A 16447-nucleotide genomic window follows, 5' to 3' on the forward strand; every position below is an offset into this window, starting at 1 on the left:
CCGTCATCCGTAATACTGGCCCTCTCCCCTAAAGAGAGGGTCAGGGCTCACACCGCACTTCTCTTATACATCCTCCGCGGATGCCCAATCTTCCCGTACAACATCTCTACGCTCAGAAACCCCGCCTCCACGCAGTGCTCCAGATAGCGTCGGGTGGTGGTTTTACTTAATCCTGTCTCCTGCACGACCTCGTCGACGGAAAAACAGTGTGTCGCCTTGTCGTTAAACAACGCCTGCACCCGTGCCAGCGTATTCTCCTCAATGCCTTTGCTGCCGTTATCCAGACGGTAGTTTTTCGCCTGCAGCTGGTAGAGCGAGTCGACGTTCTGCTGGTCGACAATCTTCCAGACCCGCTGTTGTTCGGCAAACTGCACAAAGCGTTCAAGCGACTGGCTGAGGCGTTTCCAGGAGACCGGCTTCAGGATGTAATCAAAGGCGCCATTCCGGATGGCCTGGCTGCAGGTGTCCATGTCGCTGGCAGCAGTAATGAAAATCACCGAACAGTTGGCGCGGGTGAGCATGGGGTCATTGATCAGTGTGATCCCTTTACCGTCCGGCAGATAGTTATCCAGCAGCATAAGCTGCGGCTGTTTGCTTTCAAGCTGGACCTGGGCGGCAGCGAGAGACGAGGCGATCCCTACCAGCCTCAGGCGCGGATGTTTACCGATAAGTTCCGCGTGCAGTTGCGCCAGTTCGTTCTCGTCTTCAACAATCAATACGTCGATAAGTTCATGTTGCATAGTCGGTATCTTCCAGTTGCTGGGCGGGACGCCGGGCGGGAATAAACAGTGAGAAAATGGCGCCGCGCGGGGTGTTATCGGCAATTTCTATCGCGCCGCCAGCCTGCGTAACATAGCTTTCGATCAGATACAGGCCAATCCCGTGATCGCCGCGTGTTTTGGTGGTGATGCCGCGTTCAAATATCCTGTCACGGATCTCCGGTTTGATGCCAACGCCCTGGTCGGCCACTTCGATAATCAGCTCCTGCTCGCTCAGTTTGATCAGCACTTCGACCGGTGCATGGGGGAGCGGTGAGCGCTGCGTTGCTTCGATGGCGTTATCCAGCAGGTTGCCGATGATTGAGATCAGCTCTTCTTCAGCCAGCGACGGGAACGGCCTGTCCAGCCGGCAGGCCGGGTCAAAACTGAGTTCGACCCCTTTCTCCCGCGCGCGGGCGGCTTTACCCAGCAGCAGGCCACACAGGGTCGGGGAGCTGAAGCGGGAAGAGATAAAGTCCAGCAGCTCCTGAGCGTGTTCCGACTGCGCCTGAATATAGCCAATCGCCTCTTCATAGCGGCCCATGTGCAGCAGGCCGGACAGAGTGGTCATGCGGTTCAACTGCTCATGACGCATGATGCGCAGGTTATCGACATAGCGTTTAACCTGGCTGAGCTGGGCGCTAAGCGAGTCAATTTCATTCCGATCGCGGAAAGTGATCACCCAGCCCTGCAGCGAATCCTCAAGCATGATGCGCACCCGGCTGGCAATCACCGTGAGGGTGTTAAAACGGCAAATTTCATCATGGGTATCTTTTGCCAGCATCGTCTGCGTCGAGAAGAACGGGACAGGGTCGATAACCTGGCTAATCAGCTGCCCGCGCAGTTCACGGGCTGGCTGGCTCAGGCCAAGCAGCTTGCGCGCCGCCTGGTTGATCACCTCGATGCGCAGCTCATCATCAATGGCGATCACCCCTTCATAGATAGACTCCATCATCGCCTTTTGCTGGCGCACCAGCAGGCCGATTTCTCGTGGCTCCAGGGAGAAGATTTGCTTCTTAATACTGCGGGTAAAGAACCAGGAGAAGATAAAGAGCGCAATCAACAGCAGCACGGCGGCCAGCAGGATATTGACCACTTTGCTGACGGTAATGGTATCAAGGTAGCTGGTGAGATAACCCACCGAGACAATCCCCACCACTTGCCCCGCATCGTTGAAGATGGGCGCTTTGCTGCGCAGCGAAATACCCAACCCCCCTTTGCGGATGGTGGTGGTGCTTTTTCCCTGCAGGACCTCCTCATTGTCTCCACCGATAAGCGTCTTGCCCACTCTGTCGGCAAAGACCGAATGAAAAAGATGCAGACCTTTATTATCCCCAATCACAATAAAGCTGGCATCACTGTGAGCGGCAATTTTCTGCATAAAATCATGGATGGCTTTGATATCTTTTTGTTCAACCTCATCACGTAATGAGGGAATAAGTGCGATCTCTTCCGCCTGTATTTTGGCACGTGCGCTCATTTCCTGATAAAGCTGCTTGCCGACATCGACGTAATAATATCCGCCCAGTAACGCAAAAAGTACTGAGAAAAAGGCGACCAGCGAAATAAACAGCTTAATCTGAAACGATACTTTCATAACTATCACGCGAGGTAGCAGCAAAGATTGCCAATATATCATCTTTTTTCGCGCGGATACCCGGTTTGCCGAAAACTTGTGATCCCTTGCACAGCAGGCCCTGTAAAAGAATTTTCCGAATAGCCTATGCGCCTGAAGCCGTCTGGAGAAATGTTATTTGATTGTTCGTTTTAGAAAAGAAACCATAAAAACCACGGCAATAAATAAGGCGTAAATCACATTAAATAAAAGAAACCATTAAAACCATAGCTGCCATAAAAACTTCGCTTTTAATATGCCATTCCTCACATAAAGTAAGCCTTTGTGACTCTAAGCTGAACGCACAAAATAACTAAGGGGCTTATTATGAGCACAACTGACGATTCTTTCTCTGTTACCCACGACCCGATTGATATTCAGCGACCATCACTCAAAGAGCGCTGGTGGCATATTATGGATACGTGGAAAATCGGAATTATCCCTCTGCCACTGTTTGTCCTGGCCGGCGCGCTGATTGCCATTGATTGCCTCGGCGGCAAACTGCCCAGCGATATCGTGGTGATGGTCGCCACGCTCGCGTTCTTCGGCTTTGCCTGCGGTGAGTTTGGCAAGCGCCTGCCGATTGTCGGTAAACTCGGCGCGGCGGCGATTTGCGCCACCTTTATTCCTTCGGCACTGGTCTATTACGGCCTGCTGCCGGATGTGGTGGTGGAGTCCACCACGAAGTTCTACAAATCCACCAACATTCTGTATCTCTACATCTGCTGCATCATTGTCGGCAGCATCATGAGCATGAACCGCACCGTGCTGATTCAGGGCTTCCTGCGCATCTTCTTCCCGATGCTGTGCGGCGAAATTGTCGGCATGATTGTTGGCATGGGCGTAGGGATAGCGCTGGGCCTTGAGCCATTCCAGATCTTCTTCTTTATCATTCTGCCGATCATGGCGGGCGGTGTTGGGGAAGGGGCGATCCCGCTCTCCATCGGCTATGCCACCCTGCTGCATATGGACCAGGGCGTGGCGCTCGGTCGCGTTCTGCCTATGGTTATGCTCGGCGGTCTGACGGCAATCATCATCTCCGGCTGCCTCAATCAGCTCGGTAAACGTTACCCGCACCTGACCGGCGAAGGCCAGCTGATGCCTAACCGTGCGAATACCGATGAAACCACCGCACAGCCTGCGTTCTCCGGTAAAGCAGACGTCACCACGATCGCTTCTGGCGCACTGCTGGCCGTTCTGCTCTACATGCTGGGGATGCTCGGCCACAAGCTGATTGGCCTGCCTGCGCCGGTTGGCATGCTGTTTATGGCGGTGCTGGTCAAGCTTTGCAATGGTGCTTCTCCGCGTCTGCTGGAAGGCTCTCAGGTGGTGTATAAATTCTTCCAGACATCAGTAACTTACCCCATTCTCTTCGCCGTGGGCGTGGCCATTACCCCCTGGCATGAACTGGTCGCCGCATTCACGCTGACCAACCTGCTGGTGATTGTCAGCACCGTCTCCGCGCTGGTGGCGACCGGTTTCTTCGTGGGCAAAAAGATTGGCATGCACCCGATTGATGTCGCCATCGTCTCCTGCTGCCAGAGCGGCCAGGGCGGTACCGGTGACGTGGCGATTCTGACCGCAGGCAACCGTATGAGCCTGATGCCCTTCGCCCAGATTGCTACCCGTATCGGCGGCGCGATTAACGTCTCCATCTCTCTGCTGATACTGGGCAACTTCCTCGTTTAAGTTTTCAGGAAAGAACAATGAAACTCGCAAGCTTTTTATACCAGGGAACACGCAGCTACGGCATCGTTCAGGCCGAAGGTGTGATTGATTTAGGTCGCCGTCTCGGCGACCGCTACAGCGACCTCAAAGCGCTGCTGCAGGGCAACGGGCTGGCCGAGGCCACCCGTTATCTCAACGACGCCGTGGATGTCCCTCTGAATGCCATCACCTTCTTACCGGTGATTGAGCAGCCGGAAAAAATCCTCTGCGTGGGCATGAACTACGCCGACAAACGCAAAGAGTTTGACCAGCACAACCCGGCGCCGACGCTGTTTGTCCGCTTCCCGGATTCACAGACCGGCCACAACGAACCGGTGCTGAAGCCGCGTCACTCCAGTGAATTCGACTACGAAGGAGAGCTGGCGGTCATTATCGGCAAAGCCGGAGAGAACATCAGCCGTGATGAGGCGCTGCGCCATGTGGCGGGTTACAGCTGCTACATGGACGGCTCCGCCCGCGACTGGCAGCACACCTGGTTTACGGCGGGCAAGAACTGGCGTCAGACCGGAGCGTTTGGCCCGTGGATGGCGACGGCTGATGAGATCCCGGACCCGCACCAGCTGGCGATCCGCACCTGGCTTAACGGCCGTATGGTGCAGGAAGACAACACCAGCAGCATGATCCACAAGGTCGCGGAGCTTATCGAATACATCAGCACCTTTACCCGCCTCAGCCCGGGCGATGTGATCATCACCGGCTCCCCTGGCGGCGTCGGCAAAAAGCGCAACCCGCCGCTGTTCATGAAAGAGGGCGATCGCATTGAGGTGGAGATCGAGCATATCGGTCATCTGAGCAATGTGATCATGGAAGCGCCCGCCACCGGGCTTGCGGCAGCACACTGAGTAAAACGGCATGAACAGTCAACCCACTATTGATTTTCGCCACACCCTTGTGGCGAAACACCCGGAACGCTTAAGCCAGATCCGTTACCTGCTGGCAGACAGCGGCCTTGGCCTGGACAACGACATCACGCTGTTTGTCGAAGCCTGGTCCGGCACGCAGCTGGTGGGTTGTGCCGGGCTTGCCGCTAACGTCATCAAGTGCGTGGCGGTAAACGAGCAGCTTCGTGGGGAGAACCTCAGCGCACGGTTGCTGGCAGAGGTGGAAAATGCGGCGCTGGAGCGCGGTCATTTTCACCTCTTCCTCTGCACCCGTCCGTGCAACAAGGAGCGCTTTGGCCGCAGCGGCTTCTGGCCGATTGCCCAGAGCGGGAACAACGCGGTGCTGATGGAGAACACCCCGCAGGGGATCCAGCGCTACTGCCGCGCGCTCAAGTGTCAGCGCAAGGCCGGGAAGAAGATTGGCGCGATCGTGATGAATGCGAATCCGTTTACCCTCGGCCACCGGCATCTGGTCGAGCAGGCCGCGGGGCAGTGCGATGCGCTGCATCTGTTTGTGGTGCGCGAGGATGCCTCGTTCTTCCCGTTCAGCGCCCGGCTAGAGATGGTACGGGCGGGCGTGGCGCATCTGCCGAACGTGATTGTGCATGAAGGATCGCAGTACATCATCTCCCGCGCCACGTTTCCGGCCTACTTCCTGAAAGAGACCGGCAAAGTACAGCAGGCGTGGAGCGAAATCGATGTGCTGATCTTTCGGGACTTCATCGCCCCGGCGCTGGGTATTACGCATCGCTTTATCGGTTCGGAGCCGTTTTGCGATATCACCCGTCAATACAACCAGACGCTGCACGACCTGCTGGCCTCGCAGATTGACGTGGTGGAAATGCCGCGCATCAAGGTCACCGGCAACGCTATTTCCGCGTCGGAAGTCCGCCGCTTGCTGAAGACACAGCAGTTTTCCCGGATCCGGGAGATTGTCCCGGACTCCACCTTCGCGCACCTCGAAACGCATTACCGTGCGAGTGCGGAAGTCGCATAACTATCAGGAATTTATCATGAAAATTGTAAGGGAGGCGCTGGCCGGTACGCAGGAGTCCAGCGACCTGATGGTAAAAATTGCCCCCGCTCAGGGTGAGCTGGAAATTATCATCCACAGTGAAGTGATTAAGCAGTTTGGCGAACATATTCGCCAGGTCGTTAACGACACATTGCGCGCCATGAACGTGCACCAGGGATTAATTATTGTTGAAGACAAAGGGGCGCTGGACTGTGTGATCCGCGCCCGCCTGCAAAGCGCGCTCCTGCGCGCAGCCGATGAGCCGACACTCAACTGGGGGGCGCTGAAATGAGCAAACTCCGCCGCAGTATGCTGTTCCTGCCGGGCGCAAACGCCGCCATGCTCTCTACGGCATTTATCTACCGCCCGGACTCCATCATGTTTGACCTTGAAGACGCCGTCGCCCTGCGCGAGAAGGATACCGCGCGCATGCTGGTGTTTCATGCCCTGCAGCACCCGATGTATCAGGATATCGAAACCGTGGTGCGCATTAACCCGCTGAGCACGCCGTTTGGCTTGCTGGATCTGGAAGCCGCCGTGCGGGCAGGGGTGGACGTGATTCGATTGCCGAAAACCGACACCCCAGAGGATATCGATGAGCTGGAAGGGCATCTGGCGCGTATCGAGCGTGAATGCGGGCGCGAGCCGGGCTCGACCCGCGTCATGGCGGCTATTGAATCGGCGATTGGGGTGATTAACGCCGTGGCCATTGCCCGCAGTTCTCCGCGCTTAATCGGGATCGCGCTGGCTGCCTTTGATTATGTGATGGACATGCAGACGGAACGCGGGGATGGCACTGAGCTGTTTTATGCCCGCTGTGCCGTGCTGCACGCCGCCCGCGCCGCGGGTATCGACGCTTTCGACGTGGTGTGGTCGGACGTTAACGATGAAGCCGGCTTCCTGCGCGAGGTCGATTTGATCCGCAAGATGGGCTTTAACGGTAAATCGCTGATTAACCCACGTCAGATTGACCTGTTACATAACGCCTATGCCCCAACCCAGCAGGAAGTGGATCACGCGAAACGGGTGATTGAAGCGGCAGAAGAGGGGGAGCGTAACGGCCTGGGCGTCGTGTCGCTCAACGGCAAAATGGTCGATGCCCCTATTATTAACCACGCGCAGATGGTGCTGGAACGCGCGGCGGCCTCCGGCGTGCGTCGTTAAGGATTACACAATGAATCAGACAGAACTTCTCCATGTGAATTTCCCCCATCTGCGGGACTTAAAACCGTTTGATGCCGCCCACAGCGCAACGCCATGGCTGAACAGCCCTGACGAAAAACACACCCGTAAGCTCTGTGCTTCGGTCGAAGAGGCGGTGTTACGCAGCGGGTTACAGGACGGGATGACCGTCTCCTTCCACCATGCGTTTCGCGAAGGCGACCGGGTGATCAATACCGTCGTGGCGCTGCTTGCGCGTATGGGCTTTAAAAACCTGACGCTGGCTTCCAGCTCGCTGATGACCTGTAACGACGCGCTGATCGAACACATCGAAAGCGGCGTTATCACCCGGATTTACACCTCCGGTATGCGGGGCAAGCTGGCGGACGCTATCTCACACGGGTTGATGGCCGAGCCGGTACAAATTCACTCCCACGGCGGGCGCGTGAAGCTGTTGCAGGACGGCGAGCTGAATATTGACGTGGCGTTTCTTGGCGTGCCGTGCAGCGATGAATTTGGCAACGCCAACGGCACGCACGGGAAATCGTGCTGCGGCTCGCTTGGCTATGCAATGGTGGACGCGCATTTCGCCCGCAAGGTGGTGCTGCTGACCGAAGAACTGGTGCCGTTCCCGAATATGCCCGCCAGCCTGGTGCAGGATCAGGTGGATTACATTGTGCAGGTGGAGAGCGTGGGTGACCCGGCGAAAATCAGCGTCGGTGCAGCTCGCGTGACCAGTAATCCGCGTGAGCTGATGATTGCCCGCTACGCGGCGGATGTGATTGAACATTCAGGCTATTTCAAACCCGGTTTTTCCATGCAGACCGGCTCCGGTGCGGCGGCTACCGCCTGTACCCGCTTTATGGAGGAGAAAATGGAGCGCAGCGGCGTGAAGGCGCGCTTCGCGCTCGGGGGCATTACCGGCAGCCTGGTGGATCTGCACGAGAAAGGCCTGATCGAAAAGCTGCTCGATACCCAATGTTTCGATGGCCAGGCCGCGGCCTCGCTGGCACGAAATCCGAATCATGTGGAGATCTCCACCAACGTTTATGCCAACCCCGGCAGCAAGGCAGCAAGCTGCGACCAGCTTGATGTGGTGATCCTCAGCGCCCTGGAAATTGACGTCGATTTTAACGTCAATGTTATTACCGGCTCTGACGGCGTAATGCGTGGGGCATCCGGCGGACATTGTGATGTGGCCGCGGCGGCGAACCTGACCATCGTGGTCGCCCCCCTGCTGCGTAGCCGTATTCCAACCGTCGTGAAGCGGGTGACCACCCGGCTGACGCCCGGGGAGAGCATCGACGTGCTGGTTACCGATCACGGCATCGCGGTTAACCCGGCACGCCCGGAAATCCGCGAACGACTGCTTGCCGCAGGCCTCAACGTTGTCGATATCAACGCGCTTTTCGAGCGGGCGATATCACTGACCGGCGTACCAAAACCCATTGAGTTTACCGACAAAATCGTCGGTGTGATCCGCTACCGCGACGGCAGCGTTATCGACACCGTTCGACAGGTGAAGGAGTAATGATGACTGTAGCGACACCCGTGCGGGCGGGTGTCAGCCTGGAGGAGCTGCTGGCGGCGAAAGAGCGCCGTGCAGCACGCCAGACTGACTGGCTCACGCACTATCAACAACCGGTGATTTCTCTCACGCTCGTCACCCCCGGGGAGATCAAAGACAGCCTGCGCTATCGCAATACGATGGGCGTGGCATTGCAGATGTGCGACCAGCTGCTGTGGGAAAACCGCTGGCAGGTGCTGGACCGCCAGGTGTTGTGGCTGCCCACCGGGCCAGAAGCAATCTGGTGCGTGGCGCATCCGGCGGCGGAAATCAAAGCGCACTGTGCGGATCTGGAGCAGACTCACCCGCTCGGCAGGCTGTGGGATTTGGATGTGATCTGCCCGGCACAGGGGCATGTGGGGCGCCAGTCTTTAGGGGCACACCTCCGGCGCTGTCTGGTATGTGATGAGCCTGCCCACGCCTGTTCCCGTTCGCGTAAGCATCCTGTAGAGCAGGTGGTGGCTCGCGTGGAGAAGATGATCGATGACTGGTTTGCTCGCGACTAACCCGCAGCCATGCGATGTGCCAGGGCTCGCCGAAGAGGCGTTATGGCAGGAGCTGGCGTTGACGCCCAAGCCGGGTCTGGTGGATAAGCTCAACAACGGTGCACACCGCGATATGGACCATGCGCTGTTTACCCGCAGTATTGCGGCTATCACCCCGTGGTTTGCGCGCTTTGCAGAGCTGGGTCATACCCATGCGGATAAACCCGCGGCGGAACAAATACGGATCATTCGCCCGATGGGCATTGCCTGTGAACAGGCAATGTACGCTGCAACGTGCGGGGTGAATACGCATAAAGGCGGCATTTTTGCCCTCGGTTTGCTGTGCTTTGCCGCCGGACGTGTGGAACACGCCACGGCTGAGAGCCTCTGTAGTGAGGTGAGTCACCTCTGTCGCGGGCTGGTGGCGCGTGAGCTGGCGGCCCGCAGTGGACAGGCGACGGCAGGGGAGCGGCAGTTTCAGCAGTATGGTTTAACCGGCGCGCGGGGCGAAGCGGAAAGCGGTTTTGCTACGGTGCGTGCAGCGCTGGCGCAATGGAACGGGCACGCGCTGCATGACCTGCTGCTGCGCCTGATGGCGATGAATCAGGACAGTAACCTGGTGTCGCGCGGTGGTATGGAAGGGCTGCGCTATGTGCAGGGTTATGCGCGGGCATTACTGACGCGTGGCTGGGATCGTGATGCATTAATACAGATGGACAATGCGCTCATTAAACGGAATTTAAGCCCGGGGGGCAGTGCGGATTTATTGTCGGTAGGATGGGTGTTGGCGAAATTACCCCTCTCCTGAAAGGAGAGGGGATAATCATTAATGCGCGATAGGCTGCGCAGCGTGCGGTTCGCGTACGTGCTTGTACTTGAACAGTGCGATAAACGCGAAGAACAGTACCAACGAGTACGCGGCGAAGATAAGCCACACGGGCTGCCAGTTGGTGATGCCGTTAGTGGTGTACATCTCAACCACTTTACCGCTCACCACCCCGCCCAGAATACAGCCGAAGCCGTTGGTCATCATCAGGAACATACCCTGAGCACTGGCGCGAATTTCAGGTTTCACCTCTTTTTCCACAAACACCGAACCAGAGATGTTGAAGAAGTCGAAGGCGCAGCCGTAAACAATCATCGACAGAACCAGCAGCACGGTACCGAACGGGCTTGGGTCGCCGTAGGCAAACAGACCGAAGCGCAACATCCATGCAGCGATACTGATCAGCATGACGTTCTTGATGCCGTAGCGGCTCAGGAAGAACGGGATGGTCAGGATGAACAGCGTCTCAGAGATCTGAGAGATGGACATCATCACTGACGCATGTTCAACGATAAAGCTGCCAGAGAACAGCGGGTTATTGTCGAAGCTGTGCAGGAAGGTGTTGCCGAACATGTTGGTGATCTGCAGTTCCGCACCCAGCAGCATGGAGAAGATAAAGAAGATCGCCATGCGTTTGTTTTTAAACAGCGCAAAGGCGTCCAGACCGAGCATGGTGCTCCAGCTTTGGTTTTTCTGCTGGTTAGACACCGGAATATGCGGCAGGGTCAGGGTGAACAGCGCCAGCACCACGGAGAGTGCCGCCCCGATGTAGAGCTGCATATGGCTCAGTTCGAAGCCTGCGAAGCTCACGCCCCACATTGCCATGATAAAGCCGATGGTGCCCCAGATACGGATTGGCGGGAAATCGGTGACGATTTCCATACCGGCAGATTTCAGGCGGTAGTAGGAGATGGTGTTGATCAGGCCAAGCGTTGGCATGTAGGCCAGCGAGTTAAACAGGATCACCATGAACATCGCCCCCGGCGTGGTGACCTGGGCTGCCATAAACAGCGTCCCCGCACCCACCAGATGGCAAAGCATGTACAGCCATTTCGCACTTAACCATTTATCCGCCACGATACCCAGCAGCGTTGGCATAAAGACAGCCGCAATACCGAGCGAGCTGTAGACGGCACCGATAGACGCACCATCGAACTTGAGCGTCACAAACATATAGGAGCCGAGTGTAGTCAGCCAGCTACCCCACAGGCAGAACTGCAGAAACGACAATATTTTAAGCTGCAGCTTAAGGTTCATGTTACTTTCCTCACAAGTGAGCGGGAGATATGTTGTTATAGGAACATTCAGGGTTGTTATTTGATGCAATTCTATCAGCAGGCGAGGTTATGTTTTGTTACCTCCCGCAAAAAAATGCAATCCACATTAATTTGCAGTTTGGATTGTGATGCAAATAACATTTTCGTATGGGTGGGAGCGGGGAGGGCGCGGTCTGATGTCCTCACCTGGCCCTCTCCCACAGGAAGAGGGCAGAGTAAAGGGTTTAGCGTCGACGGTAGTTTTTTTGCGCCGTGTTCACTTTATACAGATAACGACGGGATTCCGCAGACGGGTGTCGGGTGGTGAGCGTGGAATAGACATCCCCCGGCGCCATACTGTTGATGATATTTGCCGCCTGCACTTTGTCACTCGAGAAGACGCGCAGGACGCTGCCCGCACCGCCGTTATACGCGGTGATCACCGCATAGCGACGTGATGTCGGGTTATCAATTCCACCCAGGTAGACATTGTTGAGCATCGCCAGGTAGGCGGTACCGGTATCAATGTTGCTTTGCGGATCGAACAGATAACTGCGGCTCGGCGTACCGGATTTACCCTGAGCGCGGAAGACGTCTTTACCTGCGCTGTGCTGCACGACCTGCATCAGCCCCAGCGCGTCGGAACGGCTTACCGCGTACGGGTTAAACGACGATTCGGTCTGCATGATCGCCAGGATCAGCGACTCATCCACGCCGTACTTACGCGAGGCCTGACGCACCATGCCAATGTACTTATGCGCACGTTTGTCGAGGTGGTTCGGCACGAGGTTGATGGTGACGCTGTAGATGATCTTCAGGCCGTTAGAGCGGCTTTTCAGGCGCGTCTGCAGCAGATAATCGGCAAATTTTGTGGCACGCCCTTCCCAGCGGATGGCCTGTCCGGTCTGATCGACAACCTGGCCGTACAGGAACGGTTCTTTGGAGATGGTGATGTCATCGGCGTCGGAGTAGAGATCGATTGAGCCTGGATCATCACCCATCAGCAAGGTTTTCACGATCGCCTGACGTAACCGTGCGGCAGGTTCGGTGCCTGCGATGGTTTCAACCGTGATAGTCCCCTCATCAAAGTTGATGTGGCTACGGGTCTGATAGGCGTCGGTGTACTTAACGTAGTCCTTAGGTCCGGCAATAAGAACTTCGTTAAATCCCCATATATTTTCGATGTTATGGGCAAACTGCCCCATCAAAATGTCAAAACCGTTGGTGTCCTTTATCCAGGCTTCGTTGTAATCATCGCCTTTTTTGGAAGAACAAGAGACAAGCAACGGCGCAACAAGGGCTAGCGCTAAAAATTTTTTCATCATTCCGGGAGTGCGTGTTGTGTTTGCTTGTACGGCGGAGTTGCCCCCGCACGCTGTTATTTTTCCGGCGGCGTATAGCCTTCGATGTGGACGTCTTTGCCTTCGAACAGGAAGTTCACCATCTCCTGCTCAAGCAGTTTGCGGTGCTCCGGGTTCATCATGCTGAGTTTCTTCTCGTTGATCAGCATGGTCTGTTTTTTCTGCCACTGTCCCCAGGCTTCTTTGGAAATTTCGTTATAGATGCGCTTACCCAGTTCGCCCGGATAAAGCTGGAAATCCTGGCCTTCAGCGTCACGCTGCAGGAAAGTACAAAAAATAGTTCTGGCCATACTCATTCCTCTGTTGGTGGCTGATGCTAAACCATTGCACCGGCACGTAATTGCTGTAACAGGCGCTCCACGGGAGCCGCCAGCCCGACTGATGGCGGTTGCGCTAAGTTATACCAGAGAGCCGTTCCTTCATCCATGCAGGCGGTGATTGAGGACACGGGAAGCCACATCGGTACAATATCCAGATGGAAATGGCTAAAGGTATGACGAAACGCGGTCAGCTGCGTCAGGTTATCGGCAGCGATGCCGCGCTGTTTAAGCCATTCCCGTAACAATTCTTCATCTTCAAACTGTGGGAAGCAGTATAGACCACCCCACAGGCCGCTCGGCGGCCGCTGCGCCAGAAAGACGCCATCGCCATGCTGCATCAACAGCATGTAGCCGGTGCGCTCTGGCAGCGTCTGCTTTGGCTTTTTGCCCGGATACTGCGCCCATGCGTGGTTCGCATAAGCCACGCAGAGATTATTGACCGGGCAAAGTTCGCATTTCGGTTTTGATCGCGTGCAGACCATGGCCCCCAGGTCCATCATCGCCTGGTTAAAGCGCTCCACGCCTTTTGCCGGGGTAACCGCTTCGCTGATCTCCCACAGCCGTTTTTCGACCTCTTTTTTTCCCGGCCAGCCGTCAACGGCATAGCATCGTGCGAGGACGCGCTTCACGTTGCCGTCGAGGATCGGGAAATGTTTACCTAAAGACAGGGAGAGGATTGCGCCAGCGGTTGAACGTCCGACGCCGGGCAAATCAGCCACTTCATCGAAGGTTTCCGGAAATGTGCCGTGGTGTCGGGTCGCCACCTGCTGCGCGGCTTTATGCAAATTGCGCGCACGGGCGTAGTAACCGAGACCGGTCCACAAATGCAGCACCTCGTCTAATGGCGCATTGGCCAGGTCGGTCACCGTTGGGAAACGTGCCATAAAGCGCTCGAAGTAAGGAATCACCGTGGCGACCTGCGTTTGTTGCAACATCACTTCGGAGAGCCATACTTTGTAAGGCGTTTTTTCAATTTGCCAGGGCAGGGTTTTACGCCCGTATTTGTCGTACCAGTCCAGCACCTGGGCTGAAAATTGAGAGGCTTGCATGGTCATCGATTCGCATAATCAGGGACGCCGATTGCAGCACAGCGTCAATCTGCTGTAAACCGGATCTTTCCCATGCTTGCATAGAAGCCTTAACTTTGGATAATGCCCGTTTCCCGAACATTCTCACAAGCAGACAACTCTTTTATGAAAAACGACGTCATTTCACCGGAATTTGATGAAAACGGTCGCCCGCTGCGCCGTATTCGCAGCTTTGTCCGCCGTCAGGGTCGCCTGACCAAAGGGCAGCAACATGCGCTGGACAACTACTGGCCGGTGATGGGCGTTGAGTTCAGCGAGCAGCCTCTGGACTTTACCGAGCTGTTTGGTCGCGACGCGCCGGTAACACTGGAGATTGGCTTCGGTATGGGGTCTTCACTGGTTACCATGGCCCACGCGCGCCCGGAGCAAAATTTCCTCGGTATTGAGGTGCACTCGCCAGGCGTAGGCGCATGTCTGGCAACGGCTCATGAAGAGGGCGTTGAGAACCTGCGCGTTATGTGTCACGACGCGGTTGAAGTGCTGCACAAAATGATTCCTGACAATTCTTTGACCATGGTTCAGCTCTTTTTCCCTGACCCGTGGCACAAAGCACGGCATAATAAACGCCGTATCGTTCAGGCGCCGTTTGCTGAGCTGGTAAAAAGTAAGCTGAAACTGGGCGGTGTCTTCCATATGGCGACCGACTGGGAACCTTATGCGGAACATATGCTGGAAGTCATGTCGTCTCTGGACGGGTATAAAAACCAGTCTGCAAGCAACGACTATGTACCGCGTCCGGATTCACGTCCGGTGACAAAATTTGAACAGCGTGGCCATCGTCTTGGTCACGGCGTATGGGACTTAATGTTCGAGAGGGTGAAATAATGGCAAAGAATCGTAGCCGTCGTCTGCGTAAAAAAATGCACATCGAAGAATTCCAGGAAGTGGGCTTCTCCGTTGCGTGGCGTTTCCCGGAAGGCACCAGCGTAGACCAGATCGATCAGGACGTAGATGCGTTCATTAATGAAGTGATCGAGCCAAACAAGCTGGCCTTTGATGGTAGCGGTTACCTGGCATGGGAAGGTCTGATCTGCACCCAGGAAGTCGGTAAATGCACCGAAGAACATCAGGCGCTTGTGCGCAAATGGCTTGAAGACCACAAACTGGAAGATGTCCGCGTCAGCGAACTTTTTGACGTTTGGTGGGACTAATTAAGCAGTAAGGGGCCAGCATTAGCTGGCCCATTTTGTCTGAGGGAGTGTTTAAGATGCGCAAAACGTTGCTGGCTGTTGCCTTAATGGCAACCGGATTCACCGCTCATGCGGAGTATAAATGTAGCGTCACCCCGCGTGATGACGTGGTGTTAAGCCCGCAAACCGTGCAGGTCAAAGGCGAGAACGGTCATCTGGTGATTACGCCGGACGGGAACGTCACATTTAACGGTAAACAGTACAACCTGACCCCCGCTCAGCGTGAGCAGGCGAAAGACTACCAGGCCGATTTGCGTACCGCGCTGCCGTGGATTGATGAAGGTGCCCTGACGCGCGTAGAGAAGAGCCGCGTCGCGCTGGATAAGATCATCACCAAAGAGGTGGGTGAGAGCAGTAACATGCGCACCCGCCTGACGAAGCTCGACAAACAGCTGAAAGAGCAGATGAACCGCATTATTGAGCATCGCTCCGACGGCCTGACGTTCCATTACAAGGCAATCGATCAGGTTCGTGCCGACGGTCAGCAGCTGGTGAACCAGGCAATGGGTGGCATCCTGCAGGACAGCATTAACGAGATGGGGGCTAAAGCGGTGCTGAAAGGCGGCGGTAACCCACTGCAGGGCGTGCTCGGTAGCCTGGGTGGGCTGCAGACCTCGATTCAGAACGAGTGGAAGAACCAGGAAGACGATTTCCAGCAGTTCGGCAAAGACGTCTGTAAACGCGTGGTGTCGCTGGAAGATAGCCGTAAGGCGCTCGTGGGAACGCTGAAGTAATTTCCCCTCACCCTAACCCTCTCCCCAAAGGGGCGAGGGGATGGTTTGCTCCCTTTCCCTTTTAGAGAGAGGGCCGGGGTGAGGGTTGCAGCATTTGCAGTGTTTCAAGGATCTTTTCTAACACCGCTTCTTCGTTATTACAGAGTTCGTTGTTCCAAAATCGAATGACATACCAGCCTTTCTCGTTAAGCCAGCACGTTCTTTGACGATCGTATTCCTGCTTTTCATCAAGTTGCCTGCCATCCAGTTCAATAGCCAGATGAGCCGCACAGCAGGTGAAATGCAGAATGTAGTGATCTACAGGATGTGGTCGACGAAATTTATAATTTTCGAAGCGGCGGCTGCGCAGTAGATACCAAAGCCGTCTTTCTTCTTTTGTCAGCTCCCGTCTGAGCTGTTTTGCATCAGTACGAGTAATATCCATCCCCACACTCTGCCAGCCTTTCCCTCAGCCGGCAGAAT

General features: G+C 55.8%; 18 protein-coding genes. 11 read left to right on the plus strand and 7 right to left on the minus strand.

Going from position 1 to position 16447, the window contains the following annotated elements:
• Positions 1-47: 47 nt before the first annotated feature.
• Both HV157_RS18445 and HV157_RS18450 read right to left on the minus strand, forming a co-directional pair.
• Positions 48-740, minus strand: a complete 693-nt coding sequence (locus HV157_RS18445; protein WP_014171591.1) for a response regulator — start codon at positions 738-740, stop codon at positions 48-50.
• Positions 730-2355, minus strand: coding sequence for a sensor histidine kinase (locus HV157_RS18450; protein ID WP_025203246.1), 1626 nt, complete (start codon positions 2353-2355; stop codon positions 730-732). Before HV157_RS18450 ends, HV157_RS18445 begins: the two co-directional genes overlap by 11 nt.
• 345 nt (positions 2356-2700) lie before the next feature.
• On the opposite strand from HV157_RS18450, the gene HV157_RS18455 reads away from it, so the two are divergent.
• The 8 genes from HV157_RS18455 to citG are packed head-to-tail and all read left to right on the plus strand — an operon-like array spanning position 2701 to position 10018.
• On the plus strand, positions 2701-4062 hold the full coding sequence (locus HV157_RS18455; protein WP_014171589.1) for a 2-hydroxycarboxylate transporter family protein: 1362 nt from the start codon (positions 2701-2703) through the stop codon (positions 4060-4062).
• Positions 4063-4079: 17 nt separating this feature from the next.
• Positions 4080-4943 carry a fumarylacetoacetate hydrolase family protein gene (locus tag HV157_RS18460; RefSeq protein WP_014171588.1) on the plus strand — a complete coding sequence of 288 codons (864 nt, stop codon included), beginning with the start codon at positions 4080-4082 and terminating at the stop codon, positions 4941-4943.
• Between the two features lie 10 nt (positions 4944-4953).
• Positions 4954-5979: a [citrate (pro-3S)-lyase] ligase gene (citC, locus tag HV157_RS18465; RefSeq protein ID WP_014171587.1), complete on the plus strand. Its 1026-nt coding sequence runs from the start codon at positions 4954-4956 to the stop codon at positions 5977-5979.
• A gap of 16 nt (positions 5980-5995) precedes the next feature.
• Positions 5996-6289 carry a citrate lyase acyl carrier protein gene (gene citD, locus HV157_RS18470; protein WP_020883681.1) on the plus strand — a complete coding sequence of 98 codons (294 nt, stop codon included), beginning with the start codon at positions 5996-5998 and terminating at the stop codon, positions 6287-6289.
• Positions 6286-7161 carry a citrate (pro-3S)-lyase subunit beta gene (gene citE / locus HV157_RS18475; protein ID WP_014171585.1) on the plus strand — a complete coding sequence of 292 codons (876 nt, stop codon included), beginning with the start codon at positions 6286-6288 and terminating at the stop codon, positions 7159-7161. Before citD ends, citE begins: the two co-directional genes overlap by 4 nt.
• Before the next feature lie 10 nt (positions 7162-7171).
• Positions 7172-8689, plus strand: coding sequence for a citrate lyase subunit alpha (citF, locus tag HV157_RS18480; protein WP_047356733.1), 1518 nt, complete (start codon positions 7172-7174; stop codon positions 8687-8689).
• A 2-nt stretch (positions 8690-8691) separates the two neighbouring features.
• Positions 8692-9231 carry a citrate lyase holo-[acyl-carrier protein] synthase gene (citX, locus tag HV157_RS18485; RefSeq protein ID WP_182268809.1) on the plus strand — a complete coding sequence of 180 codons (540 nt, stop codon included), beginning with the start codon at positions 8692-8694 and terminating at the stop codon, positions 9229-9231.
• Positions 9209-10018, plus strand: a complete 810-nt coding sequence (citG, locus tag HV157_RS18490) for a triphosphoribosyl-dephospho-CoA synthase CitG (protein WP_182268810.1) — start codon at positions 9209-9211, stop codon at positions 10016-10018. Before citX ends, citG begins: the two co-directional genes overlap by 23 nt.
• 18 nt (positions 10019-10036) lie before the next feature.
• Here citG and HV157_RS18495 read toward each other — a convergent pair whose 3' ends face one another.
• From HV157_RS18495 to mutY, 4 genes are all read right to left on the minus strand, one after another.
• On the minus strand, positions 10037-11293 hold the full coding sequence (locus HV157_RS18495; protein ID WP_020883685.1) for a nucleoside permease: 1257 nt from the start codon (positions 11291-11293) through the stop codon (positions 10037-10039).
• A 244-nt stretch (positions 11294-11537) separates the two neighbouring features.
• Positions 11538-12614: a membrane-bound lytic murein transglycosylase MltC gene (gene mltC, locus HV157_RS18500; RefSeq protein WP_025203253.1), complete on the minus strand. Its 1077-nt coding sequence runs from the start codon at positions 12612-12614 to the stop codon at positions 11538-11540.
• Between the two features lie 56 nt (positions 12615-12670).
• A complete protein-coding gene (locus tag HV157_RS18505; protein ID WP_013098674.1) occupies positions 12671-12943 on the minus strand; it encodes an oxidative damage protection protein in 273 nt (90 codons plus the stop codon).
• 26 nt (positions 12944-12969) lie between these two features.
• The gene (gene mutY, locus HV157_RS18510) at positions 12970-14022 is read right to left on the minus strand and encodes an A/G-specific adenine glycosylase (RefSeq protein WP_169809773.1); all 1053 of its coding nucleotides are present in this window, start codon (positions 14020-14022) and stop codon (positions 12970-12972) included.
• Between the two features lie 144 nt (positions 14023-14166).
• On the opposite strand from mutY, the gene trmB reads away from it, so the two are divergent.
• From trmB to HV157_RS18525, 3 genes are read left to right on the plus strand one after another with little or no spacing between them, the layout of a single operon-like run.
• Positions 14167-14886 (plus strand): tRNA (guanosine(46)-N7)-methyltransferase TrmB, encoded by a 720-nt coding sequence (gene trmB / locus HV157_RS18515; protein ID WP_020883687.1) that lies wholly within the window; start codon positions 14167-14169, stop codon positions 14884-14886.
• The gene (locus HV157_RS18520; RefSeq protein ID WP_020883688.1) at positions 14886-15212 is read left to right on the plus strand and encodes a YggL family protein; all 327 of its coding nucleotides are present in this window, start codon (positions 14886-14888) and stop codon (positions 15210-15212) included. The genes trmB and HV157_RS18520 overlap by 1 nt, the downstream gene beginning before the upstream one ends.
• Positions 15213-15268: 56 nt before the next feature.
• Complete coding sequence (locus HV157_RS18525) at positions 15269-15985, plus strand: DUF2884 domain-containing protein (RefSeq protein WP_020883689.1); 717 nt, start codon at positions 15269-15271, stop codon at positions 15983-15985.
• A gap of 61 nt (positions 15986-16046) precedes the next feature.
• Here HV157_RS18525 and HV157_RS18530 read toward each other — a convergent pair whose 3' ends face one another.
• Positions 16047-16409 (minus strand): DUF559 domain-containing protein, encoded by a 363-nt coding sequence (locus tag HV157_RS18530; protein WP_182268811.1) that lies wholly within the window; start codon positions 16407-16409, stop codon positions 16047-16049.
• Positions 16410-16447 lie beyond the last annotated feature (38 nt).

The sequence above is a fragment of the Enterobacter sp. RHBSTW-00318 genome, from assembly GCF_014101375.1.
Lineage (GTDB): Bacteria > Pseudomonadota > Gammaproteobacteria > Enterobacterales > Enterobacteriaceae > Enterobacter > Enterobacter ludwigii.